The 17,555-nt window shown below is 73.1% G+C and carries 14 protein-coding genes; 3 read left to right on the forward strand and 11 right to left on the reverse strand.

Translation table 11 applies throughout. The annotated features are described in order from the left end of the window. The first annotated feature begins 56 nt into the window (after positions 1-56). Together ABWK59_RS25970 and ABWK59_RS25975 are read left to right on the forward strand one after the other, a co-directional pair. The gene (locus tag ABWK59_RS25970; protein WP_354643032.1) at positions 57-1,280 is read left to right on the forward strand and encodes a sensor histidine kinase; all 1,224 of its coding nucleotides are present in this window, start codon (positions 57-59) and stop codon (positions 1,278-1,280) included. A 44-nt stretch (positions 1,281-1,324) separates the two neighbouring features. Then, positions 1,325-1,939 (forward strand): response regulator transcription factor, encoded by a 615-nt coding sequence (locus tag ABWK59_RS25975; protein ID WP_354643033.1) that lies wholly within the window; start codon positions 1,325-1,327, stop codon positions 1,937-1,939. A 19-nt stretch (positions 1,940-1,958) separates the two neighbouring features. Here the strand turns inward: ABWK59_RS25975 and ABWK59_RS25980 are convergent, their stop codons facing one another. The 8 genes from ABWK59_RS25980 to cimA form a co-directional block, all read right to left on the reverse strand. Continuing rightward, positions 1,959-2,795, reverse strand: a complete 837-nt coding sequence (locus ABWK59_RS25980; protein ID WP_354643034.1) for a 4'-phosphopantetheinyl transferase family protein — start codon at positions 2,793-2,795, stop codon at positions 1,959-1,961. Next, on the reverse strand, positions 2,795-4,027 hold the full coding sequence (locus tag ABWK59_RS25985; RefSeq protein ID WP_354643035.1) for an acyltransferase domain-containing protein: 1,233 nt from the start codon (positions 4,025-4,027) through the stop codon (positions 2,795-2,797). Before ABWK59_RS25985 ends, ABWK59_RS25980 begins: the two co-directional genes overlap by 1 nt. Before the next feature lie 58 nt (positions 4,028-4,085). Next, entirely contained in the window at positions 4,086-5,804 is a 1,719-nt protein-coding gene (locus tag ABWK59_RS25990; RefSeq protein ID WP_354643036.1) for an acyl-CoA dehydrogenase, read from the reverse strand. Then, positions 5,801-7,540, reverse strand: coding sequence for a fatty acyl-AMP ligase (locus tag ABWK59_RS25995; RefSeq protein ID WP_354643037.1), 1,740 nt, complete (start codon positions 7,538-7,540; stop codon positions 5,801-5,803). The genes ABWK59_RS25990 and ABWK59_RS25995 overlap by 4 nt, the downstream gene beginning before the upstream one ends. 173 nt (positions 7,541-7,713) lie before the next feature. Then, complete coding sequence (locus ABWK59_RS26000) at positions 7,714-8,346, reverse strand: antibiotic biosynthesis monooxygenase family protein (protein ID WP_354643038.1); 633 nt, start codon at positions 8,344-8,346, stop codon at positions 7,714-7,716. Further along, the gene (locus tag ABWK59_RS26005; protein WP_354643039.1) at positions 8,333-9,331 is read right to left on the reverse strand and encodes an aromatase/cyclase; all 999 of its coding nucleotides are present in this window, start codon (positions 9,329-9,331) and stop codon (positions 8,333-8,335) included. Before ABWK59_RS26005 ends, ABWK59_RS26000 begins: the two co-directional genes overlap by 14 nt. Positions 9,332-9,421: 90 nt before the next feature. Further along, positions 9,422-10,456 carry a ketoacyl-ACP synthase III family protein gene (locus tag ABWK59_RS26010; RefSeq protein WP_354643040.1) on the reverse strand — a complete coding sequence of 345 codons (1,035 nt, stop codon included), beginning with the start codon at positions 10,454-10,456 and terminating at the stop codon, positions 9,422-9,424. Positions 10,457-10,480: 24 nt separating this feature from the next. Beyond that, a complete protein-coding gene (cimA, locus tag ABWK59_RS26015; protein WP_354643041.1) occupies positions 10,481-12,100 on the reverse strand; it encodes a citramalate synthase in 1,620 nt (539 codons plus the stop codon). 175 nt (positions 12,101-12,275) lie between these two features. Between cimA and ABWK59_RS26020 the strand changes: the two genes are divergently transcribed. After that, positions 12,276-13,385 carry an epoxide hydrolase family protein gene (locus ABWK59_RS26020; protein WP_354643042.1) on the forward strand — a complete coding sequence of 370 codons (1,110 nt, stop codon included), beginning with the start codon at positions 12,276-12,278 and terminating at the stop codon, positions 13,383-13,385. 60 nt (positions 13,386-13,445) lie between these two features. On the opposite strand, the gene ABWK59_RS26025 is transcribed toward ABWK59_RS26020, so the two are convergent. From ABWK59_RS26025 to ABWK59_RS26035, 3 genes are all read right to left on the reverse strand, one after another. Beyond that, on the reverse strand, positions 13,446-15,215 hold the full coding sequence (locus ABWK59_RS26025; protein WP_354643043.1) for an MFS transporter: 1,770 nt from the start codon (positions 15,213-15,215) through the stop codon (positions 13,446-13,448). A gap of 64 nt (positions 15,216-15,279) precedes the next feature. Further along, a complete protein-coding gene (locus ABWK59_RS26030; protein ID WP_354643044.1) occupies positions 15,280-16,305 on the reverse strand; it encodes a CaiB/BaiF CoA transferase family protein in 1,026 nt (341 codons plus the stop codon). A 7-nt stretch (positions 16,306-16,312) separates the two neighbouring features. After that, positions 16,313-17,533, reverse strand: a complete 1,221-nt coding sequence (locus ABWK59_RS26035) for a cytochrome P450 (RefSeq protein WP_354643045.1) — start codon at positions 17,531-17,533, stop codon at positions 16,313-16,315. Positions 17,534-17,555 lie beyond the last annotated feature (22 nt).

Genomic DNA, 17,555 nt, shown 5'->3' on the forward strand with positions numbered 1-17,555 from the left:
CGAGCCTGGCCCGAGCGCTCGGTTTGTGGGGGGAAGCGGATGTCAGGGGCGGTGCGGTGAGATACCTGCGTGGTGAGGCGGCCTCTTCCGGGGAACGGGCCGAGGACCGGCCGCCGCGGGTCCGGGACGTTCCGGCGCCCCGACTGGCCCGGAGCATCACGGTCTTCGCGCTGTTCTGCTTCTCGTTGATCGCCTTCAACAACGTGATCGGCGACGGCGCACGGTCCGGCGAGCTCGCGGTGCTGCTGCTGAGCACCGCCGCGGTGTTCGGGATCCAGCTGGTCAACTCCTCCTCCCGGGCCCGCCGCTGGAACGTCCGGCGGCGGATGTGGATGCTCGCCGCGCAGGCGGTGCTGACCGTCGGCCCGGCGCTGTTCTTCGGCGCCTCCTGGGGCGGCATGCTGGGCTGCCTCGCCGGCTCGGCCCTGCTGCTGGTGCGGGGGCCGGCCGCCTGGCTGCTGTTCGTCCTCTCGGCCTGCGGCGCCGTCACCCAGGCGGTGCTGACCGGGCTCCCGCTGCTCCGCGTCATCTACGTGGGGCAGTCCTCGGTGCTGACCGGTCTGGTGATCTACGGTCTCACCCGGCTGGCCGACCTGGTCGAGGAGGTGCACGCCTCGCGGGCCGAGCTGGCCCGGGTGGCGGTGGCCCAGGAGCGGCTGCGGTTCGCCCGGGACCTGCACGACCTGCTCGGCTACAGCATCTCGGCGATCACGCTGAAGACCGAGCTGATCCACCGTCTGGTCGGGGTGCGGCCCGACCGGGCACGGGAGGAGATCGCCGGGGTGCTGGACATCTCCCGGCAGGCGCTGGCCGACGTCCGGCTGGTCGCCAGCGGGTACCGGGACATGTCCCTCGCCGCCGAGGCCGACTCGGCGGCCTCCACCCTCAAGGCCGCCGAGATCGAGGCCGAGGTGGCCGTGGACTGCGGCCGGCTGCACCCGCTGGTCGACACCGTGCTGGCCACCGCCCTGCGCGAGGGCATCACCAACATCCTCAGGCACAGCAAGGTCCAGCGCTGCACGATCACGGCGACCACCAGTGGGGAAACGGTCCTGCTCCGGCTGGTGAACGACGGTGTGGTCGCGCAGCGCCGGACACCCGCGCCGCACAGCGGCAGCGGCATCGGCAACCTCCGGACCAGGCTCGCCACGGTGGGCGGGCGGGTGGAGGCCGGGATCCAGCCGGACGGCCGCTTCCAGCTCCTGGTCGAGGCGCCGATCAGACCCCAGCTCAGCGAGACCGCGACGCCGAGGCCGGAGGCCGAAGCCGCGGTGGCCTGAGCGAGGATTGCCTTCTGACCGATCCCGCTCGACCTAGGGGGACCATGCTGTCGGTGAAGATCCTGCTCGCCGAGGACGTCCACATGATCCGGGGGGCCCTGGTGGCGTTACTCGAACTGGAACCCGACTTCGAGGTGGTGGCCTCGGTGGACCGCGGCGATCTCATCGTCAAGTCCGCGCTCCAGGTCAGACCCGACGTCGCGGTGATCGACGTCGACCTGCCCGGGATCGACGGCCTCACCGCCGCCGCCGAACTGCGCGAGAAGCTCCCCGCCTGCCGCACCCTGATCCTCACCAGCCTCGGAAGACCCGGGACGCTCCGCCGGGCGATGGCCGCGCACGTCTGCGGCTTCCTGCTCAAGGACGCCCCTCCCGACCAGCTCGCCCACGCCGTCCGGGCGGTGGCCCAAGGCCAGCGGGTGATAGACCCGCAGCTCGCGATGTCCGCCTGGGACGCCCCGCGAAACCCGCTCTCCCCGCGCGAACTGGAAGTGCTGCGGCTGGCCGCCCAGGGCGCCGACGCGGCCGAGATCGCCGGCTGCCTGTACCTGTCCAAGGGGACGGTGCAGAACTACCTCACCGCGATCGTCGCCAAGCTGAACGCCCGGAACCGCGTCGACGCCATCCGGATCGCCGAGGAGGCGGGCTGGATCCCCTGACCGCCGGCCGCCCGGCGGGTCAGGACCGCTCCGTGGCCCGCAGCAGCGTGTCCAGCAGGCCCTCGTCCAGCGCCGTGTCCACCGACAGGTCGCTGGAGCCGCCGAAGCCCGCGTCGAACACCGCCAGGCTCACCACGTAGCGCGACCGCACCCCGAAGGTGGCGAAGCTCCAGGCCGAGCCCCCGGCCACCGGCTCGCCGTCCGGCTGCACCAGCCGCGCACCCCGGCGGCCGTCCAGCGCGAACCCGAACTCGGTGAAACGGAACCGCAGTCCGACCCCCAGCGCCTTGCTGTACGCCTCCTTCAGCGTCCACAGCCGCACCAGCAGGTCGTTGCGCCGGCTCGCCGGCTCCTCGTCCAGCCGGGCCAGCTCGAAGGTGGTGTAGCCCTGCGTCTCGGACGCCGTCCCGGCCATCCGGCGGTCCGCCAGCTCGACGTCCACCCCGATCCGGCCGCGGCTGGTCACCCCGACCACCAGCACCTCCTCGGTGTGGCTGAGGCTGATGTCGATCTGGTCGCAGCCGCGCACGTACGGGCGGCCGCCCGGGTGGTACGCCAGGTCCACCAGCTCCGGGACGGTCCCGATGGCCGCCGCCGCGGTCTGCCTCAGCAGCACCCGGGAGGCCAGGAACCGCTCCTTCCCGCGGGCCGGGGTCAGGCTCTCGTACCGGGACCAGTCCCGGCCGAGCACCGGCCGCAGCCGCTCCGGCTCCTGCAGGTGCGCCGACCAGGTGGCGAGGGTGCCGTAGAGCACGCAGGATCCCGTGGCGGCGAGTTCCTCCCGGACCTGCTCCCAGGGCCCGTCGGGGCCCGGCGCGTGGCGCGGCGCGGGGAGCGGTCCGGCCGGCCCGGCCATCAGGCCCTCACGAGCGGGTGGGACAGCGGGCCGGCGTCCAGCGCGGAGAGCACCCCGGCCAGGTAGACGGCGTTGGTCTCCGGGCCGCGGCACATGCCGATGCACGCCGGGCCCTGGGTGCCGCCCATCCGGCGGATGAAGGGGGTCAGCACCACCTTCGGCCCGATCTCCACCACATGGGTCAGCGCCTGCTGGTCGAGCATCTGCCGGGCGGCGTCGGCGAACCGCACCGGCGAGGTCACGTGCGCGCTCCAGTAGGGCGCGTACAGCGGCTCGTTGGTCATCCGGCCGTACACCGTGGAGTAGTACGGGATCCGCGGCGATCCGCCCGGCAGCCGCCGGGTCACCGCCTCGAACTTCGCCAGCATCGGCTCCATCAGCGGCGAGTGGAAGGCGTGCGTGACGTCCAGCGTCTTGCAGGCGATCCCGCGGTCCTCCAGCCGCTGCTGGATCCGCTCCAGGCCGGCCCGCTCACCGGAGAGCACGGTGGCCTTCGCCGCGTTGATCGCGCCGATGCTCACCCCCGGCTCGTCCGCGGTCAGCTCGGCCGCCTCGTACGGCGCCACACAGGTCGCCATCATCCCGCCGCCGGAGGGCAGGTACTGCATGAAGGCGCCGCGCACCGACACCAGCTTGGCCGCCTCCGCCAGGCCCAGCGACCCGGCCACCACGGCCGCCGCGAACTCGCCGATCCCGTGCCCCAGCACGGCCACCGGCTGCACCCCGGCCTCCTCCAGGGTGCGCGCCAGCGCGTACTCCACCGCGAACAGCGCCGGCTGGGTGAAGGCGGTCTGGTGGATCCGCTGGTCCCGGCTGAGGATCAGGTCCACCACCGACAGCCCGGTGTACGGCAGCAGCGCCTCCGCCGCCTCGTCCAGGAACCGCCGGTAGCCGGTGGAGTTGAGGTACAGCCCCGAGGTCATCCCCGGGTGCTGCGAGCCCTGCCCGGTGAACACGAACGCGGCCCGCACCTGCTGCCCGCTGCCGAGCCGGAAGTCCCGCAGCTCCAGGTAGGCCGCCAGCTCCTGCACGGTGGGGTAGAGCCACACGTCGGTCGGGTCGATGACCGGGCCGTACTCCTCCTCGATGTCGCCGTAGAGGCTGAGCGCCGCCACCGAGTCCAGCCCGTACTCGGTGAACGGGACATCCTCCTCCACCTCGCGGCCGAGGTAGTGCGACAGCCTGGCGGTCAGCCAGCCGTGGTAGTCGGGGTCGTTGGGGGTGCTGTTCATGGTTGTGCTCCTCCAGAGGGCGTTCCGAGGGCCCGAACGGGCCGGGGGTGGGCGGCCGTCAGGCCAGCGGGGATCCGTACAGGTCGTAGCTGCGGGCCCCGTGCAGCCGGGCCAGCACCTCGGCCAGCACCCGCTGCTCGCTGCCGGTGGGCCGGTCCGGCAGCGGCAGGCCGAGCCGGCGGCCGAGGCGGTAGAGCGCGGCCGTCACCCAGGACGGGTCGGCCAGGAACGGGTCGCCCTCGCCGCGCGCCTCCCGCCACACGCCCAGGCAGGCGGCCGCGGCCAGGACCAGGGTGTAGCGGTCGGCCAGGCCGAACGCGTGCGGGCTGACCAGGGCCTTCCGGTCGTCCGGGGCGATGTCCACGAACACCTTCCGCAGGTCGTCGAGTTCGACCGTGAAGGCCCGGGCCAGGAACCGCAGCGCGGAGGCGCCCTGCCGGTCCTCGGCCTCCTGGTCGGCCGCCTCCAGCAGGTCGGTGCAGGCCACCAGGGTCGCCGCCAGCGGGTCGCCGTCGCCCAGCAGCGCCGCCTCCGGCAGCCGCAGCGGCGGCAGCCCCTCGTGCAGCCGGAACAGCTCCCCGCCCGCCTCCGGATCGGCGAACCAGGCGTGCCGGGCGAAGAAGGGCAGCTGCGGCAGGATGCTCACCTGCCGGCCCGCGCTCCCGGCGTGCCCGAGCGAGGTGACCGGCAGGTCCCGCAGCTGCTTCTGGAACATCCCGTACGCGCCGTCCTCGGCGAAGGTCTGCTTGCCCAGCACCGTGGACATCTCGTCCATCGACTCGGCGATCAGCCGCGGCGCCAGGTAGGCCGCGGTCGCCGCGTAGGCGCTCATCTGCTTCGGCAGCAGGTGCAGCGCCCGGGTCGCCACCAGCGCCAGGCTGTCGCTGACCAGCAGGTCCAGGAAGGCCCCGGCGAGCACGTCCCGGACGTGCTGCACGTCCAGCGAGGACCGGCCGTCGTCCCGTCGCCGGGTCGCGAACCGGACCACCGTCCGCAGCGCGGTGTCCCCGCCCGCCAGCACGATGGACGGGATCAGCCCGCGGATCACCAGCGAGGAGCGCAGCGACAGCTCGTAGCCGTCCCCGAGCTCCCCGACCAGGGCGTTCGCCGGCACCGGACAGTCGGTGACCCTCAGGCCCCCGAACTCGGCGCTGCGCATCCCGCTGGTCTCGTGCCGCTCCAGGTCCTCGATCCGGTCGGCCGGCAGCTCGGCGCGGTCCAGCAGCAGCACCGAGGTGGTCCGCGCCCGGTTCTCCCCTCCGGTCCGGGCGAACACCACCAGGCCGCCCGCCCGCGCGGCGTTGGCGATCACCGTCTTGGTGCCGTTCAGCAGGAAGCCGTCCGCGGTCGGCACGGCCTCGAACTCGTCCCGGACGAAGGCGTTCCCGTGCGCCACCTCGTGCCGCACCACCGCGACCCGGCGGCCCTCCAGCAGCAGCCGGGCGGCCAGCGCGCACTGCTCGGCGGACCCGCCGGTCCACACCGGGACGGCGGCGAAGAAGCCGTTCAGCCCGTACCCGAAGCCGAGCGAGGCGTCCCGGCGGAACACCGGGCGCAGCACCCGGCCGAGCACGTCCAGCCGGGTCAGCCGGCCACCGTACTCGGCGGGGACGAACTCGGCGTTCAGGCCGAACTCGTCCAGCACCCGCTCGGCCCCGGCGAGCACCTCGCCGCGCGCGTCGGCGGCCAGCAGGGCGTGCTGGCCGAGCGGGTTGTCGGCCGAGAACAGCGGCCCGAAGGCGCGCTCCAGCCGACCGATGCGTTCGCTAGGGCTCATCGACGCCCCCCGGAGAGGAGTTGCTGGACTTCGGGCTTGATCTCCTGGTGCAGCGGCTTGAGTTCGCCCTGCAGGAACAGCCGGCGCATGGCGGCCCGCTCCACCTTGCCGCTGGTGGTCCGCCGGACCGTGCCGGGCCGCACCAGCAGCACCGCGCCGACCTGCAGCTCGAACTCCTTGGACAGGCAGCTCTCCACCGCGGTGGCCAGGCTCGGCAGACTGACGTTGTAGTGGCTGCGGGCGCGCAACTCCTGGATCAGCACCACCTGTTCGCGCTCGGCCGGGACCGAGAACGCGGTCGCCGAGCCGAACAGCTGGCTGACCTGCTGCACGGTCTGCTCCAGGTCCTGCGGGTAGAGGTTCCGCCCGGCCACCACGATCATGTCCTTGAGCCGGCCGGTGATGTACAGCTCGCCGTCCTCCACCGTGCCCAGGTCGCCGGTGCGCAGGAAGCCGCCGCGGCCCTCCGCGGTCCGGGCGCCGAAGGCCTGGTTGGTCTCGCCCGGACGGCGCCAGTACCCGCGCGCGACGCCCTCGCCGCGCACCCAGACCTCGCCGATCTCTCCGTCCGGACGGGTCTCCAGGGTCTTCGGGTCGACCACCAGCAGCTCGCTGCCCACCGGCCGGCCGACCGGCAGCAGCGACCGGGTGGGCCGGCCCGCCCGCGGCCCGCGCAGCCGGTGCTGTTCCAGGGAGTCCGCGTCCGCCTCTCTCGGCCGCCAGGAGGAGCCCGAGGGCCCGCCCGAGACCAGCAGGGTGGCCTCCGCCAGCCCGTAGCCGGCGGTCAGCGCCTGCGGCCGGAAGCCCGCGGCGGCGAACCGGTCGGCGAACAGCCGCCAGGTCTCCGGCCGGACCGGCTCCCCGCCGCTGACCGCGGTCCGCCAGCCGGACAGGTCCAGCCCGGCCAGCTGCTCCTCGGTGACCCGCCGGGCGCACAGCTCGTAGGCGAAGTCCGGGGCGCCGCTGACGTCCAGCCGGTACCGGGAGACCGCCTCCAGCCAGCGCGCCGGACGCCGGACGAACGCCTCCGGAGAGAGCAGCACCGAGGTGGCGCCCAGCCACAGCGGGTGCAGCAACTGGCCGATCAGGCCCATGTCGTGGTGGAACGGCAGCCAGCCGCCGAGCCGGGTGTCCGGTCCGGTGCCCAGCGCCTGCTGGATCGCCCGCTGGTTGGCCAGCAGGTTGGCGTGGGTCACCACCACCCCGCGCGGCTCCCGGGTGGAGCCGGAGGTGTACTGGAGCAGCGCGACCGAGTCCCCGGTCAGCTCCGGCTCCTGCCAGGCCGCCGAGCGCGGCACCACGTCGGCCGCCAGGCACGGCAGGTGGCCGTAGCCGAAGCCGGCCAGCAGCTGCGAGAGGTCCGGCGCCTCGCGGGCGTCGGTGAGCGCCACGCAGGGCGCCGCGTCCTTGACGATGCCGGCGATCCGCGCAGCGTGGTGGCCGCGCCCGCCCGGCGGCGCGGTGGGTACCGCTATCGCTCCCGCGTACAGGCAGGCGAGCAGGCTGACCGCGAACAGCCGGCGGTCGGCGTGCACGATCAGCACCCGTTCGCCGGCGGCCCCGCGGTCCTGCAGCCAGCCGGCCAGGCGCTTCGCCTCCGCGTCGAGGGCCCGGTACGAAACCGCCTCCGGCTGCACCCGTCCGTCGTTCTCGGGCAGCAGGACGAGCGCCTCCCGGCCGGGCGCCTCAGCCGCCCTGGCCTGGATGAGCTCGGAGAAGTTCCGGTAGCCGTTCAATGCCTCCCCCTTGCGTGTCAGGTGTGCGTCATTCGCCGAGTTCTGCGATCGGCCCCAGACTGCGCCCACCTGCTCGAATCGCCCTCGGGCCCGGAACGCGACCGAGCCGAGGACCGGGGGTCCTCGGCTCACGTCCCGCTGGAGGCGGTTCGCTCTCCCATGGCCGGACGGTCTCAGACGGCGGTCACGCTCTCGTACGCGATGTGACGGGTCCGCTCGGTGATCACGTCCGCCGCGTCGGCCAGCGCTATCCGGTGCCGGTTGAGGCCCTGGCTGCGCAGCGCCCGCTCGCAGTCCTCGGCGTCCTGCCACCAGGAGACGCCCAGGTAGCCGGAGGGCCGCAGGGTGGAGCGCAGCAGGTCGCTGCCGCCGAACCCGCCGAACCCGTCGAAGTACGAGGCCATCGCCGCGAACCGCTGCTCGAACCGGCGGTGGTCGCCCACCGCATCGGCCCGGGTGAGCACCACGTTGGCCGAGCCCTGCCGCGCCTCCCGGCGCAGCACCCGGCCGACGCTGACCGCCTGGTCGACCTCGGTCTCCACCCGGGAGCCGAGGCGCGTCACGTGCCTGCGGAACGTCTCGTCCCGCACGACCCGCTGGAAGCCCGCCAGACTCCGCCAGTGCCCCAGGTGGACGAACTCCCTGGGACGGTCGACCAGTTGCACCGTGACCAGGAAGGCGAACCCGTCCTGCTCGCGCAGGAAGCGGGAGTGCGCCCGGAACTCGCGCTCGAAGGCGGCGACGTCCCCCTTGACGGTGAACCGGTTGACGACGGTGACGGGCTCCGTCAGGTCACGAACGGGCACGGGCTTCCTCCGCGAACTGCTTGGCGTGGCGCAGGGTGGTCGAACTGTTGGTGCCGAGCGCGTGCCGGACCTTGGCCCGGGCGTCCGCGAGGGTGGCCTCGGGGCCGAGCAGCGCCCGGACGCCCTCCGGGTCCAGGGTGACGGTGTGCCAGGAGGTGGCGACCACGCCCGCGCCGTCCTCGGTGGGCTCGATCGTCCAGCGGCCGGTGTGCCCGGTCATCGCGGCCGGCACCCGCAGCTGCTTGTAGACGATCACGTGGCGGTCCGGGAAGGTGACCCGGATCGAGGTGGTGTTGTGGGTGGAGCCGTCCGGGCTGCGGGTGTCCATGTCCATGGACTGGATGCCCTGCTCGTCCTCGGTGAGTTCCAGGCGGGCCACGTGCGGCAGCCGCTCGGGCCACAGGTCGGCCCGGTCGAGGAAGGCGAACACGTCCGCGGCGGAGCCGGCGATCCGCTCCGAGTCGCTGAAGGTGAAGTGCACCTCGGCGCGCGCCTCGCCGAGCTCCGCACCGGTCTTGAGGGCGGCCAGCTCGGCGTGGCTGTTGCGGTCCACGGCCCGCTCGATCAGCTCCACCGCGCCCGGGTCGTCGCCGATCGCCCGGTAGTCGTGCAGCAGGGTGACCCGGCTCCCCTCGCCGTCGGCCTCGATGACCCACTCGCCGCCCATGGACTCCACCGGGGGAGCGGAGACGACCTGGCGGAAGACGATCCGGCCGGCGGCCGCGTCCAGGGTGCGGCGCGAGGTCCAGGTCCGGGGCGCGCCGTTGGCGGTGGCCCAGATCCGCAGCAGCTGCTCGCTGCGGCCGTCCCCGAGCGGCTTCTCCTCCAGCACCTCGGCGTGGATGGTGGGCCCGAACAGCTGGGGCCAGTCGGCCACGTCGGCCACCAGGGCGAAGACGGCGGCGGGCGGTGCCGAGACGGTGATGGTGTGCTCCGTGACGTGGGTCTGGGGCACGGACTGGTCGGTCGTAGCGGTCGGCGCCACGGCGGGCCTTCCCTTCGGATCGCGCCGCACGCGGGGCGGCTGCTTCAGATTGTCAGTACCCGCTCGAGTAGTGGTCGAGCGGTGGTGCACTCAGGCCCAGTCGGGCCTTTCGAGGATCTCCACCACGGCGGCGCCCCAGCTGTAGCCGGCCCCGACGCCGACCATGACCACGCGGTCGCCGGGCCTGGCCCGGCCGGAGACCACCAGCCGGTCCAGGCCGGCGAACTGGTCGCCGGCGCCGAGGTGGCCGACGGTGCGGCTCCAGTCCCAGGTGGTGCGCTCCGGGTCGATCCCGAACGGCCGGTAGTAGATGGCCTCCAGGCGGCGCCGGCCGAAGTGGGGGAGCAGCACCCAGTCGGCCTCCGCCAGTTCCAGCTCGGCGTCCGAGAGCGCCTGCTTCAGCACGGTCTGCTGGCCGGCGTTGGCCCGGGTGATCGCGAAGGACATCCCCACCTGGCCGATGAACGCCTTCTTGGCCTCCTCGAAGTCCACCGGGATCCGGTGGGTGAACGGCGCGGCGGAGAACGGCTCGTCGCCGCGGTGCATCGGCTCCAGGCCGGAGTCGGAGAGCATCGCCAGCGACCGCAGCCGGGCGTACCCGCCACGCCGGGAGAGCACCAGCGCGGTGGCCCCGTCGGCGTACGGGGTGCCGGGGTCGGTGCGCCAGCGGTCGATGCCGGGCTCGCAGAACCGGTCGGCGGTGGTGAGCAGCGCGTCGCAGCGGTTGCGGTCGGCGGTCAGGTACGCGGTGGCCAGGTCCAGGGCGGCCAGGCCGCCGTTGGACATCTGCCGGATCTCCAGCGCGGAGCAGGTGCCGCCGCCGATCTCGCGCTGGACGTAGGAGGCCACCGGCCACAGGTCCTGGCCCTGGTGGTAGGTGTCGGCGTGCAGGATCAGGTCGACGTCCTGTGGGGTCGAGCCCGCCCGCTCCATGGCCGCGCGCGCCGCGGCCGCGGCCATCTCGGCGGCGGACTCGTCGGGGGAGAAGGCCACCGCGACCGTGTCGGTCGCGGCGGCCATCCGGGCCGGGAAGGCGCCGGACGCGACCGCGTCGGCGACCAGGAGGGAGGAGGGCAGCCGTATCGCCGTCCCCCGGATGAAGATGTCGTCCACTCGCACAGCCACTCCCAGATTCGGTCGGATGCCGGGTCAGCTCGCCGCGGCGACCGCCGGCTCGGCCGCCTGCCGCTCCCCGGTGGGCTCGGTGAGCAGGACGTAGTAGAAGGCGTCCAGCAGGGCCCGCCAGGAGGCGGTCACGGTGTTCTCGTCCACGCCGACCGCGCCCCAGCGGCGGTCGCCGTAGCGGTACGAGATCAGCACCCGGGTGGCGGCGGCGCTGCCGGTCTCGCCGGTGAGCACCCGCACCCGGTAGTCGACCAGCTCCAGGCCGGCCAGCTGGGGGAAGAACGGCTCCAGCGCCCGGTGCAGGGCCCCGTCCAGGGCGTTCACCGGGCCGTTGCCCTCGCCGGAGGCGATCAGCGGGACCCCGCCCACGTACAGCCGCACGCCGGCCTCGGTGCGCACCTGGCCCTCCGGCAGCTGGTCCACCGAGACCCGCCAGGAGCCGACCTCGAAGGGCAGTTCGGGCTTGCCGCCGAGCTCCTCGCGCAGCAGCAGCTCGAAGGAGGCGTCCGCGGACTCGAAGGCGTAGCCGCGGTGCTCCAGCTCCTTGACCCGGGCCGCGGTGCGGGCCACCGCGTCCGAGCCGGCGGCGACCGGGTAGCCCAGGGCGCGGGCCTTGAGTTCGATCGAGGAGCGGCCGCCGAGGTCGGAGACCAGGGTGCGCATCTCGTTGCCGACCAGGGCCGGGTCGGTGTGCTGGTACAGGTCCGGGTCGATGCGCAGCGCCGAGGCGTGCAGGCCGGCCTTGTGGGCGAAGGCGGAGGAACCGACGTACGGCGCCGCCGGGTGGGCCGGCACGCCGGTCAGGTCGGCGACGGCGCGGCCGATCGCGCCGGCCTGCCGCAGCTTCTCCACCGGCACCACCTCGATGCCGCGCTTGAGGACCAGGTTGGCCGCCACGGTGAAGAGGTTGGCGTTGCCGCAGCGCTCGCCGTAGCCGTGCGCGGTGCCCTGCACATGGTCGGCGCCGGCGGCCACCGCGGCCAGCGAGTTGGCCACCGCGCAGCCGGTGTCGTCGTGGCAGTGGATGCCCAGCGGGACGCCGGTGGCGGCCAGGGTGTCGGCGACCACGGCCTCGATCTCGTCGGGCAGCGAGCCGCCGTTGGTGTCGCAGAGCACCACGGTCTCGGCGCCGGCGTCGGCCGCGATCCGGACGACCTCCAGGGCGTACTCGCGGTTGATCCGGTAGCCGTCGAAGTAGTGCTCGGCGTCCAGGAAGACCCGGCGGCCGGCCTGCACCAGGTGCCGGACGGTGCTGCCGATCATCGCGAGGTTCTCGGCCAGGGTGGTGCGCAGGGCCAGGTCCACGTGCCGGGGGTGGCTCTTGGCGACCAGGGTGACCACCGGGGTCTCGGCGTCCAGCAGGGCGCGGACCTGGGGGTCGACCGAGACCAGTGAGCCGACCCGGCGGGTGGCGCCGAAGGCCGCCAACTGGGCGGAGCGGAGGTTGAGTTCGGTTCGGGCCCGGCGGAAGAACTCGGTGTCCCGCGGGACGGCGCCGGGCCAGCCGCCCTCGATGAATCCCACGCCGTAGGCGTCCAGTTGGCGGGCGACGGCGAGCTTCTCCTCCACCGTCAGCACCATGCCCTCCTGCTGCGTTCCGTCGCGCAGGGTCGTGTCGTAGAGCTGGAAGCGCCGCTCGACCATCGCCCCTCCCTCGTCTGTGCCGTCGGCCGACCACCGCGGCGGGTGCGGACACGGTCGGGCGGTCGGGTGGAGGAGTCCTCGAGTCCGGCCGGAGGGGCGTGTTCTCGACCGAGAATCAAGCAGTGAATGTGCTGTTATTGTCCAAATGTCCGAGTTTCTCGAACCTGGAGACCTCATGACGCAGGCCCACGAAGAGATCCGCCCGTTCCGCATCAACGTCCCCGACACCGAGCTGGAGGACCTGCGGGAGCGCCTGGCCCGGACCCGCTGGACCGGTGAACTGCCCGGCGTGGGCGGGGACTACGGTGTGCCGCTGGCGCAGGTCCGCGAGCTGGTCGGGTACTGGCTCAGCGGCTACGACTGGCGCGCCCGGGAGGCCGAGCTCAACGCGTACCCGCAGTTCACCACCACCGTCGACGGCCAGAACATCCACTTCCTGCACGTCCGCTCGCCGCACGAGGGCGCCACGCCGCTGCTGCTGACCCACGGCTGGCCGACCACGGTGGTGGAGTACCTGGACGTCATCAAGCCGCTCACCGAGCCCGAGGACCCGGCGGACGCCTTCCACCTGGTGATCCCGCACCTGCCCGGCTTCGGCTTCTCCGGGCCGACCCACGAGCGCGGCTGGAACCGCTACCGGACCGCCGCGGCCTGGGCCGAGCTCATGCGCCGGCTCGGCTACGACCGCTACGGCACCCACGGCAACGACGCCGGCTCCTTCGTGGCCCCGGAGGTCGGCCGGGTCGACCCGGAGCACGTCATCGGCGTGCACGTCACCCAGGTGTTCTCCTTCCCCTCGGGCGACCCCGCCGAGCTGGCCGGCCTCGGCGAGGAGGACCGCGGCAAGCTGGAGTTCCTGAGCTGGTTCCTGGAGAACAAGAGCGCCTTCAGCAAGCTGCAGTCCACCGAGCCGCAGACCCTGGCGCACGCGCTCGCGGACTCGCCGGTGGGCCAGCTCGCCTGGAGCATGCAGCTGTTCGGCGACGCGGTGAGCCGGGACTACGCGCTGACCAACGTGATGATCTACTGGCTCACCAACACGGCCGCCTCCTCGGCCCGGTTCTACTACGAGGACGCGCACGCCGAGCAGCCCACCGAGCCGACCACGGTGCCGCTGGGGCTGGCCAACTTCGCCTACGACTTCCAGTCGATCCGGCCGCTGGCCGAGCGGGACCACAAGAACATCGTGTCCTGGAACACCTACGACCGCGGCAGTCACTTCGCCGCCCACGACGCGCCGGACCTGCTGGTGGCGGACATCCGGGCGTTCTTCCGCGCCCTGTAGCGCCACGAACGGGAGCGGGGCCGGTCGGCTGATGCCGACCGGCCCCGCTTCTGTGCGCGCTCAGGACGCCGGAGCTGCGTCGGGAGCGGCTTCCTCCTGGGCCCACTCGTCCATCCGCATGCGCTGCGGGATGGCGAACATCAGGAAGAAGACGAAGGCGGTGATGCCGCCGAAGGTCCACAGCGTGGTCTCGAAGCTGGCCGCGAAGGAGGTGCCGGTGGCGTCCTTCGTGAAGCCGGTGAGGACACCGGCGACCTTCGGGTCCTGCAGGGCCGGCGCGGTGCAGCTGGCCGGGGTGATCGCCGGGTCCTTCTCGCCGGCCCGGTCGACCGCGCAGGTCTTGTAGGCGGCGACGACCTCGTCTGCGCGGCCCGGGTCCACCGAGGCGGTGGCGACGAGCTCCTGACGGAGCCGCGGAACCTGCTCGTCGATGCTGGCGGCGGTGTTGCCGGCCAGGCCGCCGAAGAACACCACCGAGATCAGCGCGCCGCCGACGGCGAAGCCGAGCTGGGTGTTGGTGTTGACCAGGCCGGAGGCGGAGCCGGCGTCCTGGTGGGGCACCTCGGAGGTGACGATCAGCGGCAGCGGGGTGGCGACGGTGCCGAAGCCCGCGCCGATCACCAGCAGCGGCAGCGCCAGCTGCCAGGAGGTGATCTCGCTGCCGTACCGGTCGGCCACCCAGATGTAGGACAGCAGGCCGAGGATCAGCACCACGGCGCCGATCTGCTGGACCTTGCGGCCCCACTTCGGCACCATGATCATCACCGAGGAGGTGGCGGTCAGGAAGGCGCCGATGCAGAACGGGAGGCTGGTCAGGCCGGCGTGCATCGGGGTCCAGCCCTGGCCGATCTGCATGTACAGGGTCCAGCCGATGGTGAACATGCCCATGCCAATGTAGAACGCGAGGTTCACGGCCAGGCCGGAGGAGAAGCTGCGGGTGCGGAACAGGTCCAGCGCCACCAGCGGCGAGTTGTCCTTGCGGATCTTGTGGCGCTGCCAGGCGACGAACGCGGCCAGCACCGGCACACCCGCGACCATCGAGACGAAGCCGGCCGTCGGCCAGCCCAGGTCGCGGCCCTGGAGCAGCGGGAAGAGGATCATCAGCAGGCCGGCCGTGGCCAGCAGGAGGCCGACGGTGTCCAGCTTCAGCGACTGCGGCGCCTTGGACTCCCGGATCACCTTGTTGCCGTAGACCAGGCCGGCGATGCCGACCGGCACGTTGATCAGGAAGATGGTCCGCCAGCTCAGGCCGAACAGGTCCCACTGGACCAGCAGGCCGCCGGCCGCCAGACCGATGGTGGCGGCGAGACCGCCGACCGCGCCGTGCAGGGCGAAGGCGGTGGCCTTCTCCTTGTTGGTGAAGGTGACCTGGATGATCGACAGCACCTGGGGCACCATCACACCCGCGAAGCCGCCCTGCAGGATGCGGGCGACCACCAGCTGCCAGGGCTCCTGGGCGATGCCCGCGGCCAGCGAGGAGAGGGTGAAGCCCGCGACGCCGGTCAGGAAGACCCGCTTGCGGCCGAAGATGTCGCCCAGCCGGCCGCCGAGGATCAGCAGGAGGCCGAAGGCCAGCTGGTAGCCGACCAGCACCCACTGGATCGCCGAGTACCCCGCGCCCAGGCTGCGCTGCATCGAGGGCGCCGCGACGTTGGCGATGGTGCCGTCCAGCATGTCCAGGAAGGCCGAGACCAGCAGGACCAGCAGCGCCGCCCAGCGCTTGGGGTCGGCCGCTTCCGCGCCCTCCGTCCCCGTGCCGGTGGCCGGGGCCGCCGACTTCAGCTTCACCTCCGTCTCGATGGGCGGAGCCTGCTCGGAGGAAATTGCCATGAGGTACCTCTCAGGATCGGTTCGGGGGGATCGGCCCGGCCGGGCATGACCGTGACCACCGGTATCAGGGTCGTCGCTCTCGGTCGACCCGTGGTGGAGTGCGGCTGAAGCGCGGGGCAGGAGTGGCGGGCCCGCTCTTGCGTGCGAGGTGGTGCGGGTGCTGCGCGGCCTCGTGGACGGTCAGCACGGGGGTGACGCAGGCCTCGGTGCCCTCGAAGCGGGCGGCCCAGGCGTCCCGGTCGCGGCGGGCGAAGCGCTCGGCGAACAGCGCCCGCAGCTTCGGCCAGTGGGCCGGGCAGTCGCGGTCCGGCAGCGCGGCCGGGTCCAGCTCCAGCCCGTCCAGGAGGGCGGCGTAGAACCGCTCCTCCAGCGCGCCGACGGCCACGTACCGGCCGTCCGCGCAGGGGTAGCAGCCGTAGAACGGCGCACCGCCGTCCAGCAGGTTCACGCCGCGGGCCGGCCGCCACTCGCCGGCCGCCAGCATCGCGACCAGCATGCCGAGCATGGCGCCGGCGCCGTCCACGATGGCCGCGTCCACCACCTGGCCGCGCCCGGAGCGCTCCCGCTCGATCACCGCGGCGAGCACGCCGGCGACCAGGAACATCCCGCCGCCGGCGAAGTCGCCGAGCAGGTTCACCGGCGGCACCGGCGCCCCGTCCGCCTCGCCGATGGCGTCCAGGGCGCCGGTCAGGGCCAGGTAGTTGATGTCGTGTCCGGGGGTGCGGGCGAGCGGCCCGTCCTGGCCCCAGCCGGTCATCCGGCCGTAGACCAGGCGCGGGTTGCGCTCCAGGCAGACCTCCGGGCCGAGGCCGAGCCGCTCGGCGACGCCCGGCCGGAACCCCTCGACCAGCACGTCCGCGCCGTCCGTCAGGGCGAGCAGCTCCTCCCGGCCGGCCGGGTCCTTCAGGTCCAGGGCGACGGACCGCCGCCCCCGGTCCAGCACGGTGTGCCAGGCGGCGAAGGAACGGCGGCCGTCGGCGCGGTCGACCCGCAGCACGTCCGCGCCGAGGTCGGCGAGCACCATGCAGGCGAACGGCGCCGGGCCGATCGCGGCCAGCTCGACCACCCGAAGTCCGTCCAGCGGACCCACGGCCGGCTCACACGTCCCAGGCGACCGGCAGGTGCCACAGGCCGTAGATGACCGCGCGCTCCTTCGAGGGGATCTCCTCGAACGGCTTGGCCAGCCGCAGCGTGGGGATCCGCTCGAACAGCTTGCCCCAGACGATCTGCATCTCCAGGCGGGCCAGGTCGGCGCCGATGCAGTGGTGCACGCCGTGGCCGAAACCGAAGTGCTTGCGGTTGCCGCGGGCCAGGACCAGGTCGTCCGGGTTCTCGAACACGGCGGGGTCGCGGTTGGCGGTGAGCCCGACGCAGAGGATGCCGTCGCCCTTGGGGATCACCTTGCCGGCCAGCTCGATGTCGTCCACGGCCACCCGCGGGACGGCCGCGTCGCCGATCGTCAGGTAGCGCACCAGCTCCTCGACGGCCGGGCCGATCTGGTCCGGGTTGGCCTTCAGCCAGGCCAGCTGCTCCGGGTGCTCCAGCAGGCAGGCGGTCCCCAGCGACAGCATGCTCGCGGTGGTCTCGTGACCGCCGTTCATCAGCAGCCGGCAGAGGTTGACCAGGTCGCGGGCCTCGTACTCCTCGCCGGCGTCCCGGTACTCCTGGATCGCCCGGCTGAGCAGGTCGTCGCCCGGGTCCTTCTCCTTCTTGGCGACCAGCCCGTACAGGTACTCGTTGACGTCCACCAGCGCGGCCTGCCGCTCGGCCATGGTGGCCGTGCCGCCGAGCAGCGTGGTGCCGTTGATCTGGAAGAACTCGTGGTCCTCGTACGGGATGCCGAGCAGCAGGCAGATCACCGCCATCGGCACCGGCAGCGACAGCGCGTGGTGCATGTCCACACCCGGGCCGGCCGCCAGCATCGCGTCGATCGCGTCGTCGGCCAGCTTCTCGATCTGCGGACGCAGCTTCTGCACCCGGCGGTTGGTGAAGGTCACCGCCGCCTTGCGGCGGGTCTTCGAGTGCGCTTCGCCGTCGTAGCCGATGAACGAGGTCTCGGTACGGAACTCCGGCGGGGCGTCGAAGTAGAACGGGAAGCCCGGCTCGGCGCGCGAGGCGCTGGTCCGCGGGTCGGTCAGCAGCTGGCGCATGTTCTCGTGGCCGGTCACCGCCCAGATCCGCAGCCCGGTCGGCAGCGGTACCTGCTTCACCGGGTCCTCGGCGAACTGGGCGTACTGGACGGGCGGGGAGAACGGGCACTTGCGCTCGTAGGGGAAGGTCTCTTCCGCCTCGCCGGTGCTTTCGGCGTGTGTCGTCATCGCTGGCCTCCTCGTCAGGCCG

It is taken from the genome of Kitasatospora sp. HUAS MG31 (assembly GCF_040571325.1).
In the GTDB taxonomy this organism is placed as follows: domain Bacteria; phylum Actinomycetota; class Actinomycetes; order Streptomycetales; family Streptomycetaceae; genus Kitasatospora; species Kitasatospora camelliae.